General features: G+C 62.5%; 14 protein-coding genes and 1 pseudogene. 10 read left to right on the plus strand and 5 right to left on the minus strand.

All coding sequences use genetic code 11. The features are described 5' to 3' along the window. Positions 1-114 precede the first annotated feature (114 nt). The 3 genes from G6N82_RS07710 to G6N82_RS07720 all read left to right on the plus strand — a co-directional run bounded on the left by G6N82_RS07710 (position 115) and on the right by G6N82_RS07720 (position 6,990). The gene (locus G6N82_RS07710) at positions 115-1,821 is read left to right on the plus strand and encodes a class I adenylate-forming enzyme family protein (RefSeq protein WP_165195306.1); all 1,707 of its coding nucleotides are present in this window, start codon (positions 115-117) and stop codon (positions 1,819-1,821) included. A 9-nt stretch (positions 1,822-1,830) separates the two neighbouring features. Continuing rightward, entirely contained in the window at positions 1,831-4,590 is a 2,760-nt protein-coding gene (locus G6N82_RS07715) for a [protein-PII] uridylyltransferase (protein ID WP_165195308.1), read from the plus strand. A 78-nt stretch (positions 4,591-4,668) separates the two neighbouring features. Then, on the plus strand, positions 4,669-6,990 hold the full coding sequence (locus G6N82_RS07720; protein ID WP_241255033.1) for a TonB-dependent receptor: 2,322 nt from the start codon (positions 4,669-4,671) through the stop codon (positions 6,988-6,990). A gap of 80 nt (positions 6,991-7,070) precedes the next feature. Here G6N82_RS07720 and G6N82_RS07725 read toward each other — a convergent pair whose 3' ends face one another. Further along, positions 7,071-7,742 (minus strand): YggS family pyridoxal phosphate-dependent enzyme, encoded by a 672-nt coding sequence (locus G6N82_RS07725; protein ID WP_165195310.1) that lies wholly within the window; start codon positions 7,740-7,742, stop codon positions 7,071-7,073. 22 nt (positions 7,743-7,764) lie between these two features. On the opposite strand from G6N82_RS07725, the gene G6N82_RS07730 reads away from it, so the two are divergent. From G6N82_RS07730 to G6N82_RS07740, 3 genes are all read left to right on the plus strand, one after another. Further along, on the plus strand, positions 7,765-8,301 hold the full coding sequence (locus G6N82_RS07730; RefSeq protein ID WP_241255034.1) for a thiamine phosphate synthase: 537 nt from the start codon (positions 7,765-7,767) through the stop codon (positions 8,299-8,301). A gap of 186 nt (positions 8,302-8,487) precedes the next feature. Continuing rightward, entirely contained in the window at positions 8,488-10,836 is a 2,349-nt protein-coding gene (locus tag G6N82_RS07735) for a DNA translocase FtsK (RefSeq protein ID WP_165195312.1), read from the plus strand. Between the two features lie 147 nt (positions 10,837-10,983). Continuing rightward, entirely contained in the window at positions 10,984-13,638 is a 2,655-nt protein-coding gene (locus G6N82_RS07740) for a TonB-dependent receptor (protein WP_165195314.1), read from the plus strand. Positions 13,639-13,791: 153 nt separating this feature from the next. Here the strand turns inward: G6N82_RS07740 and G6N82_RS07745 are convergent, their stop codons facing one another. Next, positions 13,792-14,835 (minus strand): substrate-binding domain-containing protein, encoded by a 1,044-nt coding sequence (locus tag G6N82_RS07745; protein WP_165195316.1) that lies wholly within the window; start codon positions 14,833-14,835, stop codon positions 13,792-13,794. A 123-nt stretch (positions 14,836-14,958) separates the two neighbouring features. Further along, the gene (locus tag G6N82_RS07750) at positions 14,959-16,335 is read right to left on the minus strand and encodes a porin (protein ID WP_165195318.1); all 1,377 of its coding nucleotides are present in this window, start codon (positions 16,333-16,335) and stop codon (positions 14,959-14,961) included. A gap of 201 nt (positions 16,336-16,536) precedes the next feature. Between G6N82_RS07750 and G6N82_RS07755 the strand changes: the two genes are divergently transcribed. Then, the gene (locus G6N82_RS07755; protein ID WP_165195320.1) at positions 16,537-18,366 is read left to right on the plus strand and encodes a diguanylate cyclase; all 1,830 of its coding nucleotides are present in this window, start codon (positions 16,537-16,539) and stop codon (positions 18,364-18,366) included. Between the two features lie 43 nt (positions 18,367-18,409). Here the strand turns inward: G6N82_RS07755 and G6N82_RS07760 are convergent, their stop codons facing one another. Continuing rightward, a complete protein-coding gene (locus G6N82_RS07760) occupies positions 18,410-18,802 on the minus strand; it encodes an acyl-CoA thioesterase (RefSeq protein WP_165195322.1) in 393 nt (130 codons plus the stop codon). After that, positions 18,799-20,929 (minus strand): annotated as a pseudogene (locus G6N82_RS07765) (S9 family peptidase). The gene G6N82_RS07760 and the pseudogene G6N82_RS07765 overlap by 4 nt, the downstream one beginning before the upstream one ends. 179 nt (positions 20,930-21,108) lie before the next feature. On the opposite strand from G6N82_RS07765, the gene G6N82_RS07770 reads away from it, so the two are divergent. The 3 genes from G6N82_RS07770 (at position 21,109) to G6N82_RS07780 (ending at position 24,215) form a co-directional block, all read left to right on the plus strand. Further along, positions 21,109-22,914 (plus strand): aminopeptidase P family protein, encoded by a 1,806-nt coding sequence (locus tag G6N82_RS07770; protein ID WP_165195324.1) that lies wholly within the window; start codon positions 21,109-21,111, stop codon positions 22,912-22,914. A gap of 97 nt (positions 22,915-23,011) precedes the next feature. After that, positions 23,012-23,404: a VOC family protein gene (locus G6N82_RS07775; RefSeq protein WP_165195326.1), complete on the plus strand. Its 393-nt coding sequence runs from the start codon at positions 23,012-23,014 to the stop codon at positions 23,402-23,404. Positions 23,405-23,609: 205 nt separating this feature from the next. Then, positions 23,610-24,215 carry a hypothetical protein gene (locus G6N82_RS07780; RefSeq protein ID WP_165195328.1) on the plus strand — a complete coding sequence of 202 codons (606 nt, stop codon included), beginning with the start codon at positions 23,610-23,612 and terminating at the stop codon, positions 24,213-24,215. Positions 24,216-24,223: the final 8 nt, after the last annotated feature.

Here is a 24,223-nt window from a genome sequence, read left to right on the forward strand (position 1 = left end):
GCTTTTGGCACAGCCGGGGATTGGGGGAAAGCCTGTTCGCGGAAGGGACTTCCGCTAACGGGCTGCAGGACGCGGCCTCGAGAACAACTCGGGACGACAAGGAGAGAAATTCGCATGCCCACAGAGCTGGACAATGCGCTTGAGCACATCATCGGCGAACTGACCAAGGAAGGCCAGCCGTTCGAGACCGTACCCTTCGAACGCGACGGCATCACCATGCCCGTGTTCAAGAATGCCCCGCCAAGCCTGGCGCACTATTTCGCGCATTTCTGCAACGAGCATAAGGACCTGACCTTCCTGGTCGATGGCGATGTGCGGCTGACCTTCAGCGATTGCTGGACTGCCGCGACTCATGTTGCCGCCGGGCTGGCACAGCATCACGGAGTGACAAAAGGCGACCGCGTGGGGATCGCGGCGCGCAATTCCACGAGCTGGATCATCGCCTATATGGGGATCGTGATGGCGGGTGGCTGCGCCACGCTGCTCAACGGTTTCTGGAGCGGTGACGAGTTGGCCTATGGCATCCGCCTGACCGACTGCAAGCTGGTCCTCGCCGATGCCGGGCGCGCCCGGCGGCTCGAAGGCACCGAGCACGCTGCCAAGATCGTCCTGATCGAACATGATTGCCTACCCGCTCAAGGCCTCGCCAACGTATGGGGTGACGGCGACACCGCCATGGCGATGCTGGGCCAGTTGGGGCCGGACGATATCGCCACCATCCTCTACACTTCGGGTTCAACCGGGCAGTCGAAAGGCGCCTGGTCCGACCATCGCGGCGTGGTGAACGGCATTTTCAACTATGTCTCGCAAAGCGCGATGGCAAAGATTTTGCTCGAATCCCGCGGCGAGGACGTGAGCGCACAGCCCTGCGCGCTGATCGCAGTGCCGCTGTTTCACGTCACCGGCGAGGTGCCGCTGTTCCTGCAGAGCTTCGCCATCGCCCGCAAGCTGGTGATGATGCCGAAATGGGATGCGCGCGAAGCGTTGCGGCTGATGGAAGCGGAAAAAGTGACCTATTTCGTTGGCGTCCCGCTGATGAGCTATGAAATCGCCACCCATCCCGAGCGCGACCAGTTCGATGTATCGAGCTGCAAGAGCTTTGCCGCAGGCGGGGCGCCGCGCCCGGTCGATCACGTCACCAAGATCAAGGAAGCCTTCCCTGGCGGCTTTCCGCTGCTGGGTTACGGCCTGACGGAGACCAATGCAGTCGGCTGTGGCAATTTCAACGAGAACTACCTCGCCAAGCCGGGTTCGACCGGCAAGGCCAGCGTGCCGCTGGTCGACCTGGCGATCCTCGACAATGACGGCAATCCGCGCGCCCAGGGCGAGATCGACGAGGTGTGTATCCGCTCCGTCGCGAATTTCCGCGGCTATTGGGACAACCCGGAAGCGACCGCCGCCGCCTTTACCAAGGATGGCTATTTCCGCACCGGTGACCTCGGCTATCTCGACGAAGACGGCTATCTGTTCATTGTCGACCGCAAGAAGGACATCATCATCCGCGGCGGGGAGAATATCTCCTGCATCGAAGTGGAAGAAGCGATCTATGGCCATGATGCGGTGGCCGAATGTTCGGTGTTCGGCATCCCGGACGAGCGGATGGGCGAGGTCCCGGCGGCAGTCTATTACCTCAAGAAGGGTGCGACGCCGTTGACCGGGGAAGAACTGCGCGCTTTTCTCCTCACCCGCATCGCCCCGTTCAAGGTGCCGCTGCCCGAGCATATCTGGATCTCGGACACGGCGCTGCCACGGCTTGGCACGCAGAAGATCGACAAGCGCACCGTGCGCACGATGTTTGCCAGCGATCTGGTGGCTAGCTGAGGTCACAGCTTGAATTCCCCGCGCGTCCATGACCAGCGAGCGATTATCGATCGCCGCAACCTTGCCGAAGCCATCGCCAAGCTGGCAGCGGACAAGGGCGACAAGGCGCGCGGGGATATCGTCAAACTGCTGCGTGAGGCGCTGGAAGCGGGCCGGGCGGAAATTGCACAGCGACTGCAGGACAAGCCTTCCGCCGGGCATGAATGCGCCGGGGCGCAGGCTTTCCTGATCGACCAGCTTCTGCGCGTGGTGCATGACCATGTCACCGCAGACATCTATCCGGTCGCCAATCGCAGCAGCGCCGAACGGCTCGCGATCCTGGCGGTCGGCGGATACGGGCGGGCCGAAATGGCGCCGCATTCGGACGTCGATATCGCCTTCATCACCCCCACCCGCCGCGCACCGTGGTGCGAGCAGGTGATCGAGGCTATGCTCTATTACCTGTGGGACATGGGCCTGAAGGTCGGCCACTCCAGCCGCACGATAGACGACACCATGCGGATGGCGCGCGAAGACCTGACCATTCGCACTGCGCTGCTCGAAGGGCGCTTTATCTGGGGTGACCGCGCGCTCTACGATGAAACCAGCCGCCGCTTCTGGGCCGAAGTCGCCAAGGGCAGCGAACGCCAGTTCCTGACTCAGAAGCTGGAAGAGCGCAACACCCGGCACAAGCGGATGGGAGACAGCCGCTATGTGGTCGAACCCAATATCAAGGAAGGCAAGGGGGGCTTGCGCGACCTCCAGACGCTCTACTGGATCGGCAAGTATATCCACCGCGTGCGCAGCGCCTCTGAACTGGTCGATGTCGGCCTGTTTACCCGCGCCGAATACCGCAGCTTTCGCCGCGCCGAAGGCTTCCTGCTGGCGGTGCGGTGCCACATGCACATCATCACCGGGCGCGCGGAAGACCGGTTGACGTTCGACCTGCAGCGCGAAGTCGCCGCGCGCATGAATTTCGCTGATCGCCCCGGCAAGAGCGCGGTCGAGCGCTTCATGCAGTTCTATTTCCTGCAGGCGAAGCGGGTCGGCAGCCTGACCGGCGTGTTCCTGTCGCACTTGGACGACGAATTCACCAGCAAGCGCGCGCGCACCGGCTTTTTCGCCGGGTGGAGCCAGAAGCCGCGCCTGCTCAAGGGTTATCGCGTATTCGGCGGCAAGATCGCCGCGCCATCGGATGACTGGTTCCGCAAGGATCCCGTGCGGCTGATCGAGATCTTCCAGCTGGCCGAGGCCAATTCGCTGGAAATCCATCCCGAAACCATGCGACAGGCTGATCGCGACAGCGCGCTGATCAAGGCCGATATCCGTGAAGACGCGCGCGCCAATGCGCTGTTTCTTGATCTTCTGGCCGGGCGCAACGATCCCGAAATGGTGCTGCGCTGGATGAACGAAGCCGGTGTGTTCGGTCGCTTCGTGCCCGACTTCGGGCGGGTCAACGCGCAGATGCAGTTCGACATGTATCACCACTACACGGTCGATGAGCATACCATCCGCGCAATCGGCCTGCTGAACCGGATCGAGAAAGGCGAGCTGGAGCGTGACCATCCGCGTTCGACCCGGCTGATCCACCGGATCAATTCGCGCCGCGCACTCTATGTCGCGGTGCTACTGCACGATATCGCCAAGGGGCGCGGCGGCGACCATTCGGTGCTGGGGGCGGATGTGGCGCGCGAGCTGTGCCCACGCTTCGGCCTGACCGACAACGAGACCGACCTCGTCGCTTGGCTGGTGCGTCAACACCTGCTGATGAGCGCCACCGCTTTCAAGCGCGACCTGACCGATCCGAAAACGATCGAGGATTTCGTTGGCCAGGTGCAAAGCGTCGAGCGGCTGCGCAACCTCATGATCCTGACCGCGGTCGATATCCGCGCGGTGGGCCCGGGCACCTGGAACAGCTGGAAGGGCCAGCTGCTGGGCGAGCTCTATGATGCAGCGCAGGAACGCTTGCGACTGGGCCATATGCGCCACGGCCGCGAACAGCGCGTCGCCGCCAGGCAGGAAGTTGTGCGCGAGCGCTTGGGCGACAAGGCGCACCTGATGGATGAAGTCGGCAAGCTGTTCGACGATTCCTACTGGATCGCCGAAAACGAAGACGTGATCGCCCGCAACCTGGTGCAATACGATATCGCGCGGCGGACCGAAGAGCACTTGTCGATCGATTGCGAATTCGACGAGGAGCGCGGCGCCACGCTGGTGAGCGTGATCGCGTCCGACCATCCCGGACTGTTCTATCGCATCGCCGGCGGCATCGCGCTGGCCGGGGCAAACATTATCGATGCGCGCATCCACACCGCGCGCACAGGCTGGGCGGTCGACAATTTTCTGGTGCAGGACCCGCTCGGCAAGCCGTTCCGCGAAGGCCAGCAGATCGAACGGCTCAAGAAATCGATTGCCGATGCGCTGGCCAACCGGGTCGAACTGGTGCCCAAGCTTGCCGCGCGCCCGCTACCGCTCAGCCGCGCAGGGGCCTTCGATGTCGCCCCCCGCGTGACCTTCGACAATAACGCATCGAACCGCTTCACGGTGGTCGAAGTGAATGCACGCGACCGCCCGGCGCTGCTCAACCGGTTGGCCCGCGCGCTGTTCGAAAGCAACCTTGTGGTCAATTCGGCGCATATCACCGCCTATGGCGAGCGCGCCGCCGATACCTTCTATGTGACCGACCTGACCGGCGGCAAGATCACCGCGCAAGAGCGGCTGGCGGAGATCGAGCAGCGCCTGCTTTATGCCGCCAGCGACACGCGGCAAAGGCAGTTGGAAGAGGCCTGAAGCAGTTCGGCCACTACCGGTTGCTTTTCAGGATCAAATCTTTAAGGGCGTGCCTCCCTTCAGAGAGGAGACCCCCCCGTGAAATTCACTTTTGCTTCGCTCAAGACGATTGCCTTGCTCGGTGCCGGTATGGCGTTGGCACCGCAAGCGGCGCTTGCGCAGGATAGCCAGGATACCGCCGCCCAGGAAAACGACGGCGCGCTCGATGCGTTCAACACCATCGTCGTGACCGGCACCAAGACCCAGAATGCCGAAAACGTGCAAGACGTGCCGCTGGCCGTTACCGCGTTCAATGCCGCATCGCTCGAAGCGCTCAAGGTGCGCGATGTCCAGTCGCTGACCTATAGCGCGCCCAATGTCAGCCTTGACCAGGTCGGCACCAGCCGCGGCACCGCCAACTTCTCGATCCGCGGCCTTGGCATCAACAGCTCGATCCCCTCGATCGACCCGACCGTGGGCGTATTCGTGGACGGCGTTTACCTCGGCTTCAACGGCGGCGTGGTGTTCGACCTGTTCGACCTCGACAGCGTGGAAATCCTGCGCGGCCCGCAAGGCGTCCTGTTCGGCCGCAATGTCACCGGCGGCGCGGTACTGCTCAACACCGGCAACCCGACTGCCGATTTCAGCGGCAAGTTCCGCGCAGCGGTTGACGGGCCCTTCGTCGATGGCGGTCGCGGCGGCGCGAACTACACCGTATCGGGCGTGATTTCGGGCCCGGTCGTGGAAGACACGCTGCTGTTCAAGTTGGGCGGTTATTACAACAAGGACGAAGGTTACTTCACCAATCTGTTCGATGGTTCGAACCATGGCGCAGCGGAAACCAAGATCCTGCGCGGCGCGCTGGAAGGGCGTTTCGGGGACCTGATGATCCGCGGCAAGCTGGACTATTTCACCAGCGAAGGTGACGGCCCGAGTGCGCAGAACCGCGGTCGCTTCAGCCGTGACACCTTCGACTTCTCGATCAACAATCCGGGCAGCTATGATAACGAGATCTGGACCGGCTCGCTGACTGCCGAGTGGGATATCGGCCCCGGCACGCTGACCAACATCTTCGGTTACCGCAGCTATTCGGCGATGACCGATGGCGATATCGACGCCACCCCGCTGACGCTGTTCCACTCTTCTACGGAAACCGAGCAGGAGCAGTTCTCGAACGAGCTGCGTTATGCCGTGTCGACCGACGCGCTTGACCTGACCTTTGGCGGCTTCTGGTTCGACCAGTCGATCGCCTATACCGAAGTGCGCGACCTGCCGCCGGTTACTCCGCTCACCTTCTATGGCGGCGGTGAACAGGATCACCAGGTGCTGGGTGCCTTCGTCAACACCCAGTATCGGCTGACCGACGCGCTGTCGGTGATCGCCGGGATCCGCTGGAGCCGCGAGGAAAAGGATGCAGGCGTCACCTATGTCCGTCCGCGCCTGACAGCATGCTCGGTCGTCCAGGGCACCTGCCCGACCACGGGCCAGAACCCGATTCCCTTTGCAACCGGGATCGAGAACAACGGCTTCGAGGACAAGAAGAGCTGGAGCAACTGGTCACCCAAGCTGGGCCTGCAATACGAGTTCGCCGATGGCCAGCTCTATGCCCACTGGACCCGCGGCTATCGCTCGGGCGGCTACAACTTCCGCATCACCAACGCCCAGACCTTCGAAACGGTCGTTGTCCCTGCCACCGGCGGCAATTTCTACTTCGATGAAGAGAAGGTCGACAATTACGAGCTGGGCGGCAAGTTCCAGACTGCGGATGGCAGCTTCACGCTCAACGCGGCGGCTTACATCACCAAGGTTGGCAACATGCAGCGCGAAGTGAACCAGAGCTCGCCCACCGCCGGCGTGTCGCAGTTCATCCTCAACACAGCCGATGCCACCATCACGGGGGTCGAGGCTGAAGCACGCATGCGGGTTTCGCCAAGCCTGCTGTTCACTGCCAACATCGGCATTATCGACGCCGAGTATGACAAGATCCTGTTCGACATCTCGGGCGATGGAGCGGTGAACGATGCCGACGTCGCGCTGAAGCTGCCGCGCGTGCCTGACGTGACCTGGGGCGTGGGCGTGATCCATGAGTTGGACCTCGGCTCGAGCGAGATCCTGACCCGTGTGAACTTCCAGTATCGCGACGAATTTGCCTACACGGACAGCAATTTCGGCTGGATCCAGGATTCGAGCAATCTCGATGCCAACATCACCTGGAACACCCCGGTCGATGGGCTGAGCTTCTCGCTCTATGGCAAGAACCTGCTCGACCAGGTTCAGGCCGGTGGCGACACGCAGGTACCGTTCGGCGGACCGCTGTCGAACGGTGTCAACCGTCCGTTCGATCCGCGCCCCGCTGCCGGCACTTTCTCGCCGCTCAACAAGGGTCGCCAGGTCGGCGTGGAAGTGACCTACGGCTTCTGAGCCACGCGATCATCGCAAACAGGGAAAGGGCGCTCTTCGGGGCGCCCTTTTTCATTGGCTTCTTGTGCGCTACCGCTTCGCTACTTGAGCGCTGGCCGCGCACCGAACAGCGCGGTCCCAACCCGCACATGGGTCGCGCCCAGCATCACGGCGGTCTCGTAATCCCCGCTCATCCCCATGCTAAGCCCGGTGAGGCCGTTATCCGCCGCCAACTTTGCCAGGAGTGCGAAGAACGGCGCGGGTTCGATATCGGCTGGCGGAATGCACATCAGCCCGGCGATCGGGATCTCCACCGCGCGGACCTGAGCGATCAGGTCAGGCAGATCGGCAATTGCGCAGCCGCCCTTCTGCTCCTCGCTGCCGATATTGACCTGGATAAAGCACGGCACCCGCCGCTGCGCCTTGTCCATCGCCTTGGCCAGCGCCGTTACCAGGCCAGGCCGGTCAAGCGCATGAATGCAGTCGAACAGTGCCACCGCCTCATCTGCCTTGTTCGATTGCAACTGGCCGATCAGGTGCAGCTCGACATCGGGATAAGCATCGCGCAGCGCGGGCCATTTGCCTTGCGCTTCCTGCACACGATTTTCGCCGAACACGCGATGGCCCAGCTTCAGCAGCGGCAGGATGCTTTCCGCCGGATGGGTCTTGCTGACCGCGATCAGCGCGATGTCCTGCGGCTCGCGGCGCGACGCCTTGCAGGCGCGGGCGATCTTTGCGTGCACTTCCTGAAGCGGGGTATCTGCCTTTTCCATCGCGCCGCGCTATAGCGGCTGCGTGACGAAGATACAGGCCCTTCCCGCGCTATGGCTCCTTTCCGATGCGCGCAACGATGCCGTGCTGGACGATGCGCTGCGCCGCCTGCCGCGCGGATCGGGCTTCGTCTATCGCCACTACCATTTGGCCGACCCGCAGCGCTGGACGCGCTTCCGTCAGCTGCGCCACCTGTGCCGGGCCTGCGGGCATGTAGCGATCCTCGCCGATAGCGCGCTGACCGCCCGCGAATGGGGCGCCGATGGCATCTATGGTGCGCCCCGCGCACTCAATCCGACACGTCCCGACCTGCTCGCGATCGCCACTGCGCACGACCTGCGCGAGATCGGCCAAGCTAATCTTGCCCGCGCCGATGCCGTGATGCTCTCCCCCGCCTTCCCCACCCGCTCGCATCCGGGCTCTAGCAGCCTTGGGCCGATACGCTTCCGCATGCTCGCCGCACAGGCACAAATGCCGGTGATCGCGCTGGGCGGGATGGACCAGCGCAAGGCCGACCGGCTGCAATGGCCGCACTGGGCCGCGATCGACGGCTTGAGTTGATTCTCCGCACGCCCCTCCGGGCGCGCGATATCCTCGCTCCCGCAACCTGACGGCTGCTTCGCTGCGGGCGGCCGGTCGGCCTTGCGGATATTTCATATCCGACTCGCTCCGTGACACGGCTCGCCTCACACAGCTTGACCGGGACTCGCCAAGGATTCATGGTGTGTTCCAGCAGGAGGAACAGCCATGGCCACCCGTGCGATGAGCAAGAAAGGCGCGACTGACTGGCGCGCGGCATTTCGCCGTTCGATGCGCCGTGCCGCGCAGATGGCGGGAGGCGGCGCGCTGTTCGTGCTGATGCTGTTCCTGGCGCTGGCGATGGCGAGCTATACCCAGACCGATCCGAGCGGATCGACCGCGGCTTCGGGTGAGGACATCCGCAACTGGATGGGCGCCAGCGGCGCCTGGGCTGCGGACAAGGTGCTGGGCACTTTCGGCATTACTGCCGTGCTGCTGTTGCCGCTGCTCTATATCGCCGCGCGCAAGCTGTGGCGCGATGTCGAGCACGAGGATGAGCCTGACACCACGCGCTGGTGGCTGCCGCTGGGGATGCTGCTGCTTGCCATGGTGCTGCTGTCGAGCGTCCTGACGCTGGTTTTCGAAGGGCCCAAGACCACACTGCCCGCACAGATGGGCGGCATTTCCGGGCTGCTTGGCGCAGGTGCCATCACTGCGGTGGCGGCCCGTTTCGGCGAAGATGCCGCAGGTTGGGTCACCTGGGGGCTGGTGCTGGCAAGCCTTGGCGGCGGGATTGCGCTGCTGACCCGCGTATTCGCGATCGACTGGCACAGCCTGCTGACCCTGCCGGACTTCGCGCGACGCCTGCTGCCCGAACGCAGCACGCGCGAGATCACCGACGATCCCGCTCAGGCCACACTGGCCCGCGGCAAGGCGCGGCGGGCCAAGCCCGCGGCAGAAGCACGGCCAGAACCGGCCCCGCGCCGCGCGCCGGAAATCAGCGATCCTTCCGCCCCGCCCAAGCCCGCGGTCATGCCCAAGGCCAAGCAGCGGGACATGTTCGCAAGCTTTGACCTGCCCAGCCTTGACCTGTTGGCCGATGCCCCGGCGAATAACGCGCCCAAGCTCGACAAGATGGCGCTGGAACGCAATGCGCGGCTGCTGGAAAACGTGCTCGACGATTTCAACGTCAAGGGCGAAATCACTGCGGTCCGGACCGGACCGGTGGTGACCATGTACGAGCTTGAGCCCGCCCCGGGCATCAAGGCCAGCCGCGTGGTCGGCCTTGCCGAAGATATCGCCCGCAACATGAGCGCCATTTCCGCGCGCGTATCCCCGATCCCCGGCCGCACGGTGATGGGGATCGAGCTGCCCAACGCCGAACGGCAGATGGTCAGCTTCAAGGAATTGGCCGCTTGCGCCGCCTTTGCCGAGAACAAGGGCAATCTCCCGATCATCCTGGGCAAGGATATCGCCGGCGAACCGATCGTGGCGGACCTTGCCGCCATGCCGCATTTGCTGGTGGCGGGCACCACCGGCAGCGGTAAATCGGTCGGCCTCAACGCGATCCTCTTGAGCCTGCTCTATCGCTTCACACCCGCCGAATGCCGCCTGATCCTGATCGATCCGAAGGTCCTGGAGCTCAAGACCTACGACGATATCCCGCATCTGCTTTCACCGGTGGTGACCGAGCCGCACAAATCGGTGCGCGCGCTCAAATGGGCAGTCGAAGAGATGGAGCGGCGCTATCGCCAGATGTCCTCGGTCAATTCGCGCAACATCAATTCCTTTAACGAGAAGGTTTCGACTGCCGCCGCCAAGGGCAAGCCGCTGGGCCGCCGCGTGCAGGCCGGGTTCGATCCCGAGACCGGTGACGAGATCTACGAGGAAGAACAGCTCGATTACGAACCGCTGCCCCAGATCGTGCTGATCGTCGACGAACTGGCCGACCTGATGGTCACAGTCGGCAAGGAAATCGAAGTCCTGATCCAGCGGCTCAGCCAGAAGTCGCGCGCGGCGGGCATCCATCTGATCATGGCGACGCAGCGCCCCTCGGTCGATGTCATCACCGGCGTGATCAAGGCGAACCTGCCGACCCGCATCAGCTTCAAGGTGACCAGCCGGATCGACAGCCGCACGATCCTGGGCGAGCAGGGCGCCGAGCAGCTGCTGGGCAAGGGCGACATGCTCTACAAGCCCAATACGGGCGCGCTCATCCGCGTCCACGGCCCGTTTGTGGGCGATGACGAAGTCGAGCGCGTGGCCGATTTCTGGCGCTCACAGGGCAAGCCCGACTATATCGATGCAGTCACCGAAGAGCCGGAAGATGGCGGCTTCAGTTTCGAGGACGAGTTCACCGCCTCGGACAATCCCGAAGAGCGCAAATATCGCCAGGCGTGCCAGATTGTGTTCGAGAACCAGAAAGCATCCGGTTCATGGCTCCAGCGCCAGATGGGCGTTGGCTACAACACAGCAGCCAAATGGATCGAACGGATGGAGAGCGAAGGGCTGGTCGGCCCCGCCAACCACGTCGGGCGGCGTGAAATCTTCCGCGATCGGGACGGCAATCCGATCTGATCCGGGTCTCCGGCACTGTTGCATCATTGTCACGAAGTGCAAGGATTAGCGCTCAAAACTGTAATATTCTTCTCTAAGTCGGCACCAAGCGGTAATTCATTGTGTTTAGAGGGCTGGGGCTGCCCGATAACAAGAGGAAAATCCGCAATGTCATTACGTCTTGCATTCCAAACCAGTTGTGCCGTCTCGGCGTTTGCGATTTCTGCGTTGGCCACTCCGGCTGTGGCTCAGAACAATCCTGATCAGGCTGGCGCGGAATCCGGCGAAGGCGAAGCGATCGTTGTGATCGGTACGCGCCGGACGGACCGCTCAGTAACCGATTCAGCATCTCCAATCGACGTGATCGGCGCGACCGAACTGGGTGCGCAACCCTCGATCAACATGCTCGACACGGTTCGCAACATCGTGCCGTCTTTCTTTGTGCCGCAGAACACGATTTCCGACGCTTCGACCTTCGTGCGCCCGCCTTCGCTACGCGGTCTTGGCGCTGACCAGATCCTCGTAATGATCAACGGCAAGCGCTACAACCGCGCCGCGCTGGTGCAGGTCTATTCCGGCGCTGACACGGCTCTGTCCTATGGCTCGCAGGGTGCCGACATCTCGAATATCCCGGCGATCTCGGTCAAGAACCTGCAAATCCTGCGCGACGGTGCGACCGCGCAATACGGTTCCGATGCTATCGGCGGCGTGATCAACTACCAGATCCGCGACGATGCGGGCTTCGAACTCCAGGGCTTGTGGGGCCAGACTTACGAAGGCGATGGCGACCGCAAGCAGATCGGCGGTTATGCCGGTTTCAACCTTGGCGATGCCGGCTTCATTTCGCTTTCGGGCGAATGGTACGAGGACGACGGAACCAGCCGCGGTGCGACCCGCCCGACCGCCATCAATTTTGCCACGCTCAATCCAACACTGGTTGACACGATCCCGAACTATCCGGGGCCGGCGCAGATCTGGGGTTCGTCGCCAGGTGACGGCTTCAAGATGTTCGCCAATGCGAAGTATGACTTCTCGGACGCGGCACAGCTTTATGCCACCATCAATTACGCAGAAAGCAAGGCCAACCAGAGCTTCAACTATCGGCCTTCGCTGTCAGCCACAGGGCTGGTGGTTGACGACGGTTCAGGCACGCCCGCCACGCGCAACAATGGCCGTAACGGCTCGTTCAACACCATCTACCTCACGCCTTGCCCGGCGAACAACGCGACCTGCCCTGCCGGGGGCTTCGTACAGGACACCAACGTGTTCCTGTTCAGCTCCATTTATCCGGGCGGGTTCACGCCGCGCTTTATCGGCGAGGTCGAGCAGCTCTATGGCACCGCAGGGCTCAAGGGCGAGTTTGGCGGAGGGTTGACCTATGACCTGTCGGCCACGCTGGCGCGCAACTCGCTGTCGCTTTCGATGACGGATTCGCTCAGCGCCTCGTTCGGGCCGGATAGCCAGACCGAGTTCTTCTTTGGCGACCTGATCCAGCGCGAGCAAACCTACAACCTCGACCTGACCTATCCGCTTGAAGCCGGGCTAGCCAGCCCGATCACGCTGTCGGCCGGGGCAGAGTACCGCCGCGAGGAATATGAGAAGACAGTCGGCGATACCCAATCCTACGCAGCAGGCCCCTATGCCCGCCAGCCGCTCTATTCGCTCGTTTCGCCGGGCGTCTACGCTCCGGTGCTTGGTACCAACGGACAGCAGGTCGTCGCGTCGCAATCTCCGGCAGCCAGCGGTTACGGCGGTGTCAGCCCGGCCTTCGCCGGCAAGAGCGATCAGAACAGTTATGGCTTCTACGTTGGGGCCGAAACTGACGTGACGGATGCCCTGACGATGGGCGTCGCTGGTCGTTATGAAGATTACAGCACCTTCGGCAGCGCCTTCGTCTGGAAGGCGAATGCCCTGCTCGAACTTAGCGATGCATTGTCGGTCCGCGCCACCATCGGCACAGGCTTCCACGCCCCCTCGCCTGGTCAGAACAATACCCAGATCGTCACGACCAACTTCCGCAGCGGTAACGCAGTTCAGACCGGCACATACCCGGTATCCAGCGAAATCGCGCAATTCTACGGAGCGGAGTCGCTAAGGCCTGAAAAGTCGAACAACTATGGCGCGGGCTTCATCCTCAAGCCGTTCGACGACTTCACCCTGACGGTCGATGGCTACATCATCGACGTGCGCAACCGCATCGGTATTTCGCAGACCTTTACCGTGACAGCGGCCGATGTCACCGCGCTTCCGGCGCTGGCGATCGCCGGGGTCGGTGGTGACGTGAACTACTTCACCAACGGGTTCGACACTTCGACCAAGGGGATCGACGCCGTCGCCAGCTATCGCACTGATCTGGCGGGTGGGCCGCTCAACCTGACGATGGCCTACGCCTTCAACAAGAGCAAGGTTACCGACTTCGACCCCTCGGTGATCAGCGCCGCTCAGCGGTTCAACATCGCCAACCTGCCGCCCAAGCATCGCCTCAATACTTCGGCCAATTGGCAGATCGGCGATTTCCAGGTGAATGCCCGGGTGAACTACTTCAGTTCGTGGGCCAACCAGCTGGAGTATCCCGGCCAGCGCTTCGGCGCGAAGGCAACGGCTGACCTCGATGTGAGCTATACCTTCATGGAAAGCTTTACGCTCACCGTTGGCGCGAACAATCTGTTCGACACCTATCCTGACCGGATCGCGGCATCGACGACCAACCCGATCTATGCGCTGACTGACAGCTTGGCCGATGGCCAGATCTATCCGCGCTCGGGCGGTCCCTTCGGGATCAACGGCGGGTTCTATTACGCGAGGCTCCGGATCAAGTACTGATCCGCAGCGCTTTCGCATGCAATCAGAAACGGCCGGGGAACTCCCCGGCCGTTTTCTTTTGCGCGGCCAGTCTGTCGGCCACTCCACGCAAAAAACGCCGCCCCGTCGCAGTGACGGAGCGGCGCTTCTCGCTGTAATCGGGGGAGAGGTCGATTACTTCAGATCATCAGCCGTAATCGTGGTGTGCTCGATTGCCGCCTGGGTGTACTTGGCACGAACTTCTTCCGACGAGGGGACCAGGCCGATCTTCGTCAGGATGCCGTCGGGGCCCCAGCTCTCCGTCCACTTGACCAGGAATTCCTTCAGGCCCGGGATCGCAGCCAGGTGTGCCTTCTTCACATAGATGAACATCTGGCGTGCACCCGGATAGGCGCCACTGACGATGTTCTCATAGGTCGGGGCGGAACCGTTCATCGGCAGGCCCTGGACCTTGTCGGCGTTCTCTTCGAGGAAGGAATAGCCGAACACGCCAACGGCGCGCGAATTTCCGGCCAGCTTCTGGACGATCAGGTTGTCCTGCTCGCCCTGGTCGACATAGGCGCCGTCCGAGCGCACTTCGGTGCAGAGCTGGTCATACTTGTCTTCGTCGCTGTCCTTCAGCGCCTTCATTGCCGGATCGCTCTGGCAGCCCTTCTCGAGGATCAGTTCCTTGAGCGAGTCGCGCGTGCCCGAGGTCGAGGGCGGGCCGTAGACCAGGATCGGTTCGTTCGGCAGCGAAGGATCGACATCCGACCAGTTCTTTGCGGTCTGCTCGCCGCCATAGGGGCTGGCGGCCAGCGCTTCGTAAACCAGCTGCGGGGTCAGGTTCATGGTTATGCCACCAGCAGCCGAAGCAAAGACCAGCCCGTCCAGCCCGACTTGCATCTCGATGATGTCGGTCACGCCATTCTTCTGGCAATCTTCGAATTCGCCCGGCTTCATCCGGCGCGAGGCATTGGCGATGTCAGGCGTGTTGGCGCCTACGCCGGCGCAGAACAGCTTGATCCCGCCGCCGGTGCCGGTGGATTCGATCAGCGGCGATTTGAATTCGGGGTTTTCGCGCGCGAAGGTTTCCGAAACCTGCTTGGCGAAGGGGAATACGGTCGAGGAGCCGACCGCGCGGATCGAATCCCGCGTGCCGGAAGTGCCCGTTTCGCCGCAAGCGGCGAGCGCCAGGGTGGAAAGCGCAATCAGGCAGGTAGTCTTGAAGTGACGCATGTGAGTTATCCTTGAATTGATCCCGGTTGGATTGACTGTCCGACTAGGACTGAAGCGTGACAGGAATGTGACAGGCGGGAGAGGCTCGGGAGGGCGCCTCGGCACACTCCCGATGCCGTTGCATCAGAAGTCGATCTGGGCGCGCAGACCCATGACATCGACCCCGTAGGAGCGATCGCCGCCGGCCGCGGGATGGACCGCATCCGAAAATTGCAGCTTGCCGTAATTGGCGAGCAGCATGGTGTAATCGGTCGGCTTCCAGGCCAGCGCCAGGTAATAACCGTCCTGCGTACCGCCGATGATGCCGCCGTCGTTGAGATCCAGCCGGTCGTAGCGCAGGTTAAGCTGGAGCGAGCCCATGCCGCCCTTGCCGACCGGATTGGCCGGCTTGGTGCGATCGAACGTGCCGCCCTTGTAGCCGCGCGTGTCGCCCTTGGTCAGGAAATAGCCCACTTCGGCATAGCCACCGAAGAAGGTCGGATCGGCGAGTGCGCCGGGCCGGTCGACCTGGTGCCAATAGCCTTCGACTGCGGCGTGGAACGGGCCGGAGATGAGCGCGCCTTCAAGGCCGTAGGAGGTCTCGCTGGCGGCCGAGAAATTGCCGGTATTCACGAAGCGCTCGTCGGTGAAGGCAACCAGTGGACGCTGACGGTAGCGCACCGTGCTGCCATCTTCGTATGAGCGGTAGTGCAGCGAGCCGCCGAGGTGGAGCTGCGCATCGCCCAGTTTGGGCATGAACACCACGCGGCCATCCGCGCTCCAGTTCTGGTTCGACAGGCGGTCCATGTTGTCGCTGAAGAGGCCGCCCTGCACCAGCACGTCGCCCTTGCCGTATTGCACACCCACGCCAACGCGGCGGATGAAGCCGAAAGCATCGGTGAAGGCCGCGCGCTCGATAAAGCTGGTGTGGAGCGAGCTGGTCAGTTCTTCCAGCGACTGGAAGTTGTTGAACTGGCCCACGCTGATTTCGACGTCACCAGCTTCGTAGGAGATCAGCGCGTCGGTAACCGCGACCTCGCTATTGGCAAAGTCGACTTCGAACTTGTAGCCGAAGCCGCCCGGCATATCGCCCTGCACGCCAAGCCGCGCACGGCGGACATTGGTGCCCCAGCCATCTTCGCGACCGGTGGAATCGGGCGCATTGACGAAGCCGGTGTCGTATTGCAAGCGGCCGCGCGGTTTAAAACTCCAGCCGCCGTCCGCCTTGATCTCCGGCGCGCCCTTGAAGGCGATGGTGGGCGACTTGGCGGCCTTTTCAGCGGCGGCACTGGCTGCCACGGCTGTTTCGTTGGCGGTTGCAGCCTGGGCGCTGGCAGCCTCTGCCTTGGCGTCAGCCTCGGCCAGTTCGGCCTCCAGCGCATCGATCCGCTGAGCCATCGCAGCCATGGTGGCGCGCATCTGGGCCAGTTCCTGCGCCAGTTCGGCGCTGTCTTGGGCAGCTGCAGGCTGGGCGAAACACAATGCACCGGCGGTGGCGCACAAAAGCATGGGGCGAAGCATGAATATGTAATCCTTATTACCGGTATTCGACGCCCCTATGTCGGTGAAATGACAGTTTTGAGACAGGCGACGATTTTCTCTGTAAGACATCGTTGGTTTCCCCGCCCGCAGTCGGCAAGACGCGGAATTGCATGAGTTTTTAGCTGGCCCACATAGAAAGACTTAACTCCATATCAACCAATCCTGGCTTAGCGCAGGGCGATGGGACGGGTCGTTTATTTTGCGCTGGCGTTCGCGGCGTTGCTTTTGGCTGTTGCTGCCAGCAACTTGCTTGCCAGTGACGAGCGCAGCTGGGCGCCAACCTGCTTTGCGACTTACGCCGCCACAACCAGCACAGGCGAAATGCTGCGAACCGGGCAATCCAGCCAATGCGGCCAGAACATTGGCCGGTCGGCGAACAAGATCGCGGTGGCACGTTTCGACCTCGCTTCGACCAGCGCGCAAGAGGCGAATTACCTGCAAAGCAGTATCGGCCTGTTTGAGAGCCTTGAGCTGGCGGTGATCGATATCGACGGGTCCATTCGCAGCGTGCGTTATACGCAGGCGGACGTGCAATTGATCCCGGGTGCGCCGCTGTTCCTGTCGCCCCTGCCGGAAATCACACCGGCCAGCCGCCAGCTCGTCGCCAGCTTTACCGGCGCACGGCACGACGCCAGTGTGCTGCAGGCCAAATTGCTCCCCAGCGACCCTACCCGCTCCAAACAACACGTTCAGACCATGCTCTTGCTGGCAATATTGCTTGGCATGATGCTGATACCGGTGGTGTTCGACCTTGCGTTCTGGTCCGCCCTGCGCAGCCCATTCCTGTTGTGGCACGCCGCACTGTCGCTGGCCTTCGCGTCGATGGTTTTCCTGCGTTCCGGTCTGGTGATCGAATTCGTCGATCTCTCGATCGCCAGCTGGCGGCAGCTCCTGATCATAAGTCTCGGTGCGGCGATCATGGTCGCTGCATTGTTCACCAACGCGTTCATCGAGGGAAATCGGCTCGATAGCCGCTTGCGCCGCGTCCTTCTGGCTGCAGGCCTCTGGGGTTTCATCGCGTCGGTCATTCATGCGTTGGGGCTGGACATTCTGGCGCCTCTTGGCGGACAGTTCCACACCTACGCACTGCTGCCAGTGCTCGCGGCGTTTATCTGGGTGATGGCCGATGCCTATCGCCGCGGTTCGCGGGCCATCCGGTTCCAGATTGTGGGATGGGTCCCCTTGCTGATGGCCTATTCGGTCCAGGCGGTGACCTATGTCGTGCCGCTCGGCATATCGACTGAGGCGCTGCCGCTGTTCTACATCGGGGTCTTGAGCGAGACTGCAATCACTGCACTGGGCGTTGCGGATCGTTTCTTCAGGCTACGGCGCGAACGCGACCAGGCGCTGCTGCAGGCAGAGGCCCTCGAGCAGCTGAGCGAGCGCGATCCACTGACCGGGCTGCACAACCGCCGCGCGATCGATGCGAAATTCGAGGAGCTGCACGCAGCCGGATACGAAGCCTTTGCGCTGGTCGATCTCGACCATTTCAAGCCGGTCAACGACACTGCAGGACACCTGGTAGGCGACGAGGTGCTGAAGGTGGTGGCGCGCGTGCTCGATAGCGATGCCGAAAGCCTGGCCTTGCGGATGGGCGGCGAAGAATTCTTGCTGGCCATGCGCGGCAAGGATGCCCCGGCGCGCGCGGAAAAGATCCGCAACGCGATCCCGATCCGCGTTGCCCAGGAAATCCCCGAGCTTGAGCAATTTGTCACCGCCAGTGTCGGTTTGCTCGTTGCCCCGCGGAAGGCCGTGCCCATGGCCAATTTCAGCGACATCTACAGCCGGGTCGACATGCTGCTGTATGAAGCCAAGGCCCAGGGGCGAAACCGCATGGTCAGTGAAAAGCTGCAGGCATTCGACCGCCGAACCGGGATCGAGCTACGCAAGGGCGAGCGGCGCCAAAAGGAAATTCCGCTGGAACTGCTGGGTCATCCCGAACGCCGCAAAGGCGAGCGCCGGTTAGGCGACAGACGAACGGCTGAGCGGCGCGGAATCAAGCTCGGCTGAACCGCAGGAAGAGCAAGCGGGCTCTTGCTCATTGAATCTCCGATCACTGGAATGGGGCAAGCACCTCGGGCCGCACGCGGACAAGCCGCTGGGTGGCCCGGTCGAGCATGGCCCAGGTGGTCCGCGCCGAGACGATCACCTTGCCTGCCGCGTTCCTGAAGTCGACCCGGCGATCGGACTTCGCGCCTTGCGCCGGGCCATCGATCCAGGTTTCGCCGGTCACGCTTTCGCCTTCGGCGATGTTACCGCGGTAATCGATCTCGTGCCGGATCACGACCCAGAAGTATTGCGCCAGGTCTTCGGCCCGTGCCGCGGCTTCCCAATGCGCGGTGGCGATTTCCTGCACCCACCCGATCCACACGGTGTTGTTGACGTGCCCGAGCTCATCAATGTGCTCAGGCAACGCCGTGAAGGTGCGGGTGTACGGGGTGATCACTCCTTCGCCATGCCCATCTGCCACAGGATAAAGGCGAATTCCTCCGCTGTTTCATAGAGCGAGTTCCAGCGGCCAGACTTGCCGCCGTGGCCCGCACCCATGTTGGTCTTCAGCAGCAGCTCGTTGCTGTCGGTCTTGGTGTCGCGCAGCTTGGCGACCCACTTGGCCGGCTCCCAATAGGTCACGCGCGGATCGTTGAGGCCTGCGGTCACCAACAGCGGCGGATAGTCCTGCGCCTTGACCTGATCGTAAGGCGAGTAGCTGAGCATGTAGGCGAAGGCTTCCTTGTCGGTGATGGGATTGCCCCATTCCTGCCATTCACCCGGAGTCAGCGGCAGGCTTTCATCGAGCATGGTGTTGACTACATCGACGAAGGGCACATGCGCCACCACGGCGCCATATTGCTTGGGATCCTGGTTGATGACGGCACCCATCAACTCACCCCCGGCCGAGCCGCCCGAGGCGGTGACCTTGCCTTCAGCGGTATAGCCGAGATCGATCAGCCCGCGGCCCACGGCGACGAAATCGTTGAAGGTGTTGCGCCGCTCGAACAGCTTGCCTTGCAGGTACCAGCGCCGGCCAAGGTCATCGCCGCCGCGAATATGCGCGATGGCATAAGCGAAACCGCGATCGACCAGGCTCAGCCGCGTCGTCGAGAAACTGGGCGGCACGGCATAGCCATAAGCGCCATAGGCATAGAGGTGCAGCGGGCCACCGGGCCCTCCGTTCATCTTGTCGCGGTCCTTGCGCATCACCACGCTGACCGGCACCTTGGTGCCGTCGCGCGCGGTGATTTCCAGCCGTTCGGTGGTGTAGAGCGAAGGATCGTAACCGCTCGGAATTTCCTGCTGCTTGAGCAGTTCCAGCTTCGCGCCCGCCAGATGGTAGTCATAGATCGAGATCCGGCGTGATCATGCTTTCATAGGCAAGCCGCAGCTTCCGGACGTCATATTCGGGATTGTTCGAGAGCCCGGCGGAATAGCTCGCTTCCGGGAAAGCAATCGGCGTGACTTTCTTAGGGTCGGAGTAAGACCGGATCTGGATCTGGTCCAGGCCGTTCAGCCGCCCTTCGGTAACGTAGAAATCCTTGAACAGCTCGAAGCCGGTCAGGTAGAATTCGTCCGATCCAGCAATCACCGTCTTCCATTCGCCGGGGTTTTCCAGCGTGGCCTTGGCCAGGCGGAAGTTGATGTGATCGTCATTGGTCCAGACGAATATTTCGCCATCGCGCACATCGACCGAATATTCGACGCCCTTCTGGCGCGGCTTGACCAGGATCTGCTCGCCGGTCGGGTAGTCGGCGCGCACCAGCCGCACTTCGCTGGTCTCGTTGTCGCCCGTGGCGATAATCAGCCAGTCATCCTGCGCGGTAAGGCCCGCACCGACACCGAAGCTCTGGTCTTCTTCCTTGTAGAGCGTGACGTCGCTTTCAACCGGCGTACCGATAACGTGCAGCTTGGCTTCGAGCGTGCGCCATTCCTTGGTCGATGGGCCATAGACCAGCGCCGTGTCGTTCGCGACCCAGGTCAGGCCGCCGCGCAGGTTGGTCAGCTCGTCAGCCAGCAATTCGCCGGTTTCGAGGTCCTTGATCCGCGCGGTATAACGCTCCGATCCATTGGTATCGGTCGAATAGGCGAGGTAGCGTCCGTTCTTGCTGATCGAGGCCGCACCAAGGCGGAAATAGTCGAGCCCTTCGGCCAGCTGGTTTTCATCGAGGATCAACACCGCTTCGCCGCCGGCTGCAGGCTTGCGGTAATGCTTGCGATATTGCGCGCCTTCCTCGAATTCGGACCAGTAAATCCAGTCGCCATCCTTTTGCGGGACGGTGCTGTCATCCTCCTTGATGCGCGCCTTCATCTCTTCGAAGAGCTTGTCGGTCAGCTTTTGCTGCGGCGCCATGCGCGCTTCGAACCAGGCGTTCTCGGCCTTGACGTAATCGAGCACATCCTCGTCATCGACCACGGGATAGGACTGGTCCTTCAGCCAGTGATACGGATCACTGACGGCGATACCGTGGTGGGTATAGCTGTGCTCGCGCTTTTCGGCGACAGGCGGAGAGGTCGGGGCCTCGGTTGTCACTTGGTTTTTTCCCTCATTGGCAAAGGCGGAATTGGCAGCGAACGGCATGGCTGCAAGGCACGCGTAGAGCGTGCCAATAGTAAGCTTTCTGATCATCACAGAGCGGTCATCCCATGTTGCGACCCGCGCGGCTGGAAAGCGACGCACGGTAGGACTATGTGGTAAGTCATTTAGACAAAGGTGTGCGTGCCGCAAGCGCCAAGCACAGGAAATGCAGGATCGATCAAATGCTGATGCAAACCCATGAGGCGCGGCTCGACGCGCTCCGCCAGGAACTGAAGCGCCGCGAGCTGGACGGTTTCGTCATCCCGATCTCCGACGAGCATATGAGCGAATATGTCGGCGCTTATGCCCAGCGGCTGCATTGGCTCACCGGCTTTGGGGGCAGCGCGGGCAGCGCGGTGGTGCTGCAGGATGCCGCCGCGATCTTCGTCGACGGGCGCTATACCGTGCAGGTGCGCGACCAGGTTGACGGGAAGCTGTTCGAATATCGCTCGGTCCCCAAGGACACGATCGGGGGCTGGATTGCCGCCCATGCAGCTCAAGGCGCGCGGATCGGTTATGACCCGTGGCTCCATAGCCGGGGCTGGGTGCAGACGGTCAGCAAGGCCGCCGCCAGGATCGGGGCAGAACTGGTGCCGGTTACCGGCAATCCGATCGATGCGGTGTGGCAGGACCAGCCCGAGCCCTCACCGGCAGCAGCGATGGTGCAAACGGACGAATTCGCCGGGCGCTCTTCCGCTGACAAGCGTGCCGAAATCGCCGACTGGCTCAAGGCGGAGGGCCATGATGCCGCGGTGATCTCAGCTTTGGATTCGGTCGCTTGGCTGCTCAATATCCGCGGGTCGGATGTCGACCACACGCCGGTCGCGCTGAGCTATGTCATCGCCCATGCCGACGGGACGGCAGAGCTGTTTATCGCGCCGGAAAAGGTCACCCCCGAACTGACCAAGCACCTCGGCAATGCCGTGACTGTGCGCGAGCGCAGCGCATTTCCCGCCGCGCTCAGCGCGATGAAAGGCAAGAAGGTAACGGTCGATCCCAATTACGGCGTGGCTGCAATCGCACAGGCGCTGGAAGCGGGCGGGGCGACGGTCAGCTTTGAGCGCGATCCCACCATCCTGCCGCGCGCAATCAAGAACCCGGTCGAGCAGCAGGGGCATCGTGATGCACAGGCGCGCGACGGCGCGGCGGTGTCGCGTTTCCTGCGCTGGATCGAGGAAACGGCGCCTTCGGGCGAAATCGACGAGCTGGCCGCTGCAGCCAAGCTGAAACAGTGCCGCGAGGCGCTGGGCAATCTCAAGGACTTGTCATTCGATACCATTTCCGCCGCCGGGTCGCATGCCGCGCTGCCGCATTACAAGGTGGATGAGGACAGCAATATCCCGATCCCGCCCTCGAGCATCTACCTGGTCGATTCAGGCGGGCAATATCCGGCCGGTACCACCGACATCACCCGCACCGTGTGGGTCGGGCCGGGCGAGCCCAGTGCGGAAATGAAGGACCGCTTCACCCGCGTGCTCAAGGGGCACATCCAGATCGACCGGGCCGTGTTCCCGCAGGGCACCACCGGCGGCCAGCTCGATGCCTTTGCGCGCCAATTCCTGTGGGAAGCGGGCGTCGATTATGCCCATGGCACCGGCCACGGTGTGGGCAGTTTCCTCTCGGTCCACGAAGGGCCGCAACGGATCGCCAAGCCGTCCGGCGGACAGGCGGGGACCGAGCAGGAGCTGTTCGCAGGCATGATCCTGTCGAACGAGCCCGGCTATTACAAACAGGGCCATTTCGGCATCCGGATCGAAAACCTGGTGCTGGTCGAGCCGCGCGAAATTAAAGGCGCGGAAGGCAATTTTCTCGGCTTTGAATGCCTCACCTTCGTGCCGATCGATCGCACGCTGGTCGACAAGAGCCTGCTCACCGAGGCAGAGATCGCATGGTGGAACAGCTATCACGCCAAGGTCTTCGCGATCCTCGGCCCACAGCTTGAGGGCGATGACCTCGCCTGGCTCGAACGCCACTGCGCGCCGCTATAACGCGCAGCAGGAATATGCGCTTGTAGGGATCTATTTGTTCTCTTAATGTTCTTTCTTCGCGAGTCGTCAGTGGGGCGACCCTGATCGGAGAGCAAAGATGATCGGTTATGTAACGCTAGGCACCAATGACCTGGCCCGCGCGGCAAAATTCTATGATGCAATCGCGGCCGAAATGGGCGTGGGGCGGATGATGGATTTCGACAGTTTCATCGCCTGGGGCACCTGGGGCGGTGGCGCGGGTATCGCTGCGACCAAGCCGTTCGACGGCAAGGAAGCGAGCGTCGGCAATGGCACTATGGTGGCGATCGAGGCAAAGGACAGCGCGCAGGTTCACCGGCTTTACGATATCGCCATGGCGCATGGCGGCAGCGACGAAGGCGCGCCCGGCCCGCGTGGCGAGCCGGATCAGAACGGCAAGGTGTTCTACGCCGGCTATTTCCGCGATCCGGACGGCAACAAGCTCAATGCGTTCTGTATGGCGGATGCGTAGCAGTCTTGCGCGCGGGTGAACGCTGGCAGGATCGCAATACAATCCGCGACAATTCTCCTCGCTGCCGGCATAATCCTGCGACACGGCGGGGGTAGAAGGGCTGCACGAACCGCGAAGGTTGCTTCCGGCTGGTTTGGTCCCCTCCCCCTTGGTGGCCTGGGCAGCCTTTGCGGTTCCCCTGACACAATCGCAGGAGAATTGAAACATGCGTAAACTTACCCTCACTCTCGCCGCTGCCGCCTTTGCGCTGGGCGGCGCCACAATCGCTCATGCCGATCACCATGGTGGTGGCAAGCGCGGCCCCAATCCCGACACCGACGGTGATGGCGTCGTCTCGCTGGCTGAGCACAATGCCCAGACCGCCAAGATGTTCGCCAGGATGGACGCCAATGGCGATGGCGTCATCAACGAAGCCGACCGCGAAGCGCGCCGCGCCGAACGCTTCGCCAAGATGGACACCGACGGCAATGGCGAGTTGAGCGAGGCAGAGCTCAAGGCCGCGCGCGAGGCCCGCGCCGCCAAGAAAGGTGAGCGCAAGGGGAAGATTGCTGATCGAAGCGGCGAACGCCGTGGTGGCGATATGGCACGACCCGGCGGTAAGCGCGGCCCCGGCATGATGATGCTGCGCGCAGCCGATACCGATGGTGACAAGAGCGTGACCCGCGCGGAATTCGATGCCGCCGCTGCCAAGCGCTTCGCCGCTATGGATACCGACGGCTCGGGCGGCATCAGCGCAGAAGAACGGCAAGCAGCGCATGAGAAGATGCGTGCCCGCATGCAGGAACGGCGCGGCGCCAAGCAGCCCGGCTGATCCTGCAG

The organism is Altererythrobacter sp. BO-6, assembly GCF_011047315.1.
Lineage (GTDB): Bacteria > Pseudomonadota > Alphaproteobacteria > Sphingomonadales > Sphingomonadaceae > Erythrobacter.

Coding starts and splice junctions, on each gene's coding strand:
- G6N82_RS07710 (WP_165195306.1), top strand. CDS start 115: ATGCCCACAGAGCTGGACAATGCGCTTGAGCACATCATCGGCGAACTG.
- G6N82_RS07725 (WP_165195310.1), bottom strand. CDS start 7,742: ATGGAAAAGGCAGATACCCCGCTTCAGGAAGTGCACGCAAAGATCGCC.
- G6N82_RS07735 (WP_165195312.1), top strand. CDS start 8,488: ATGGCCACCCGTGCGATGAGCAAGAAAGGCGCGACTGACTGGCGCGCG.
- G6N82_RS07740 (WP_165195314.1), top strand. CDS start 10,984: ATGTCATTACGTCTTGCATTCCAAACCAGTTGTGCCGTCTCGGCGTTT.
- G6N82_RS07745 (WP_165195316.1), bottom strand. CDS start 14,835: ATGCGTCACTTCAAGACTACCTGCCTGATTGCGCTTTCCACCCTGGCG.
- G6N82_RS07750 (WP_165195318.1), bottom strand. CDS start 16,335: ATGCTTCGCCCCATGCTTTTGTGCGCCACCGCCGGTGCATTGTGTTTC.
- G6N82_RS07755 (WP_165195320.1), top strand. CDS start 16,537: ATGGGACGGGTCGTTTATTTTGCGCTGGCGTTCGCGGCGTTGCTTTTG.
- G6N82_RS07770 (WP_165195324.1), top strand. CDS start 21,109: ATGCTGATGCAAACCCATGAGGCGCGGCTCGACGCGCTCCGCCAGGAA.
- G6N82_RS07775 (WP_165195326.1), top strand. CDS start 23,012: ATGATCGGTTATGTAACGCTAGGCACCAATGACCTGGCCCGCGCGGCA.
- G6N82_RS07780 (WP_165195328.1), top strand. CDS start 23,610: ATGCGTAAACTTACCCTCACTCTCGCCGCTGCCGCCTTTGCGCTGGGC.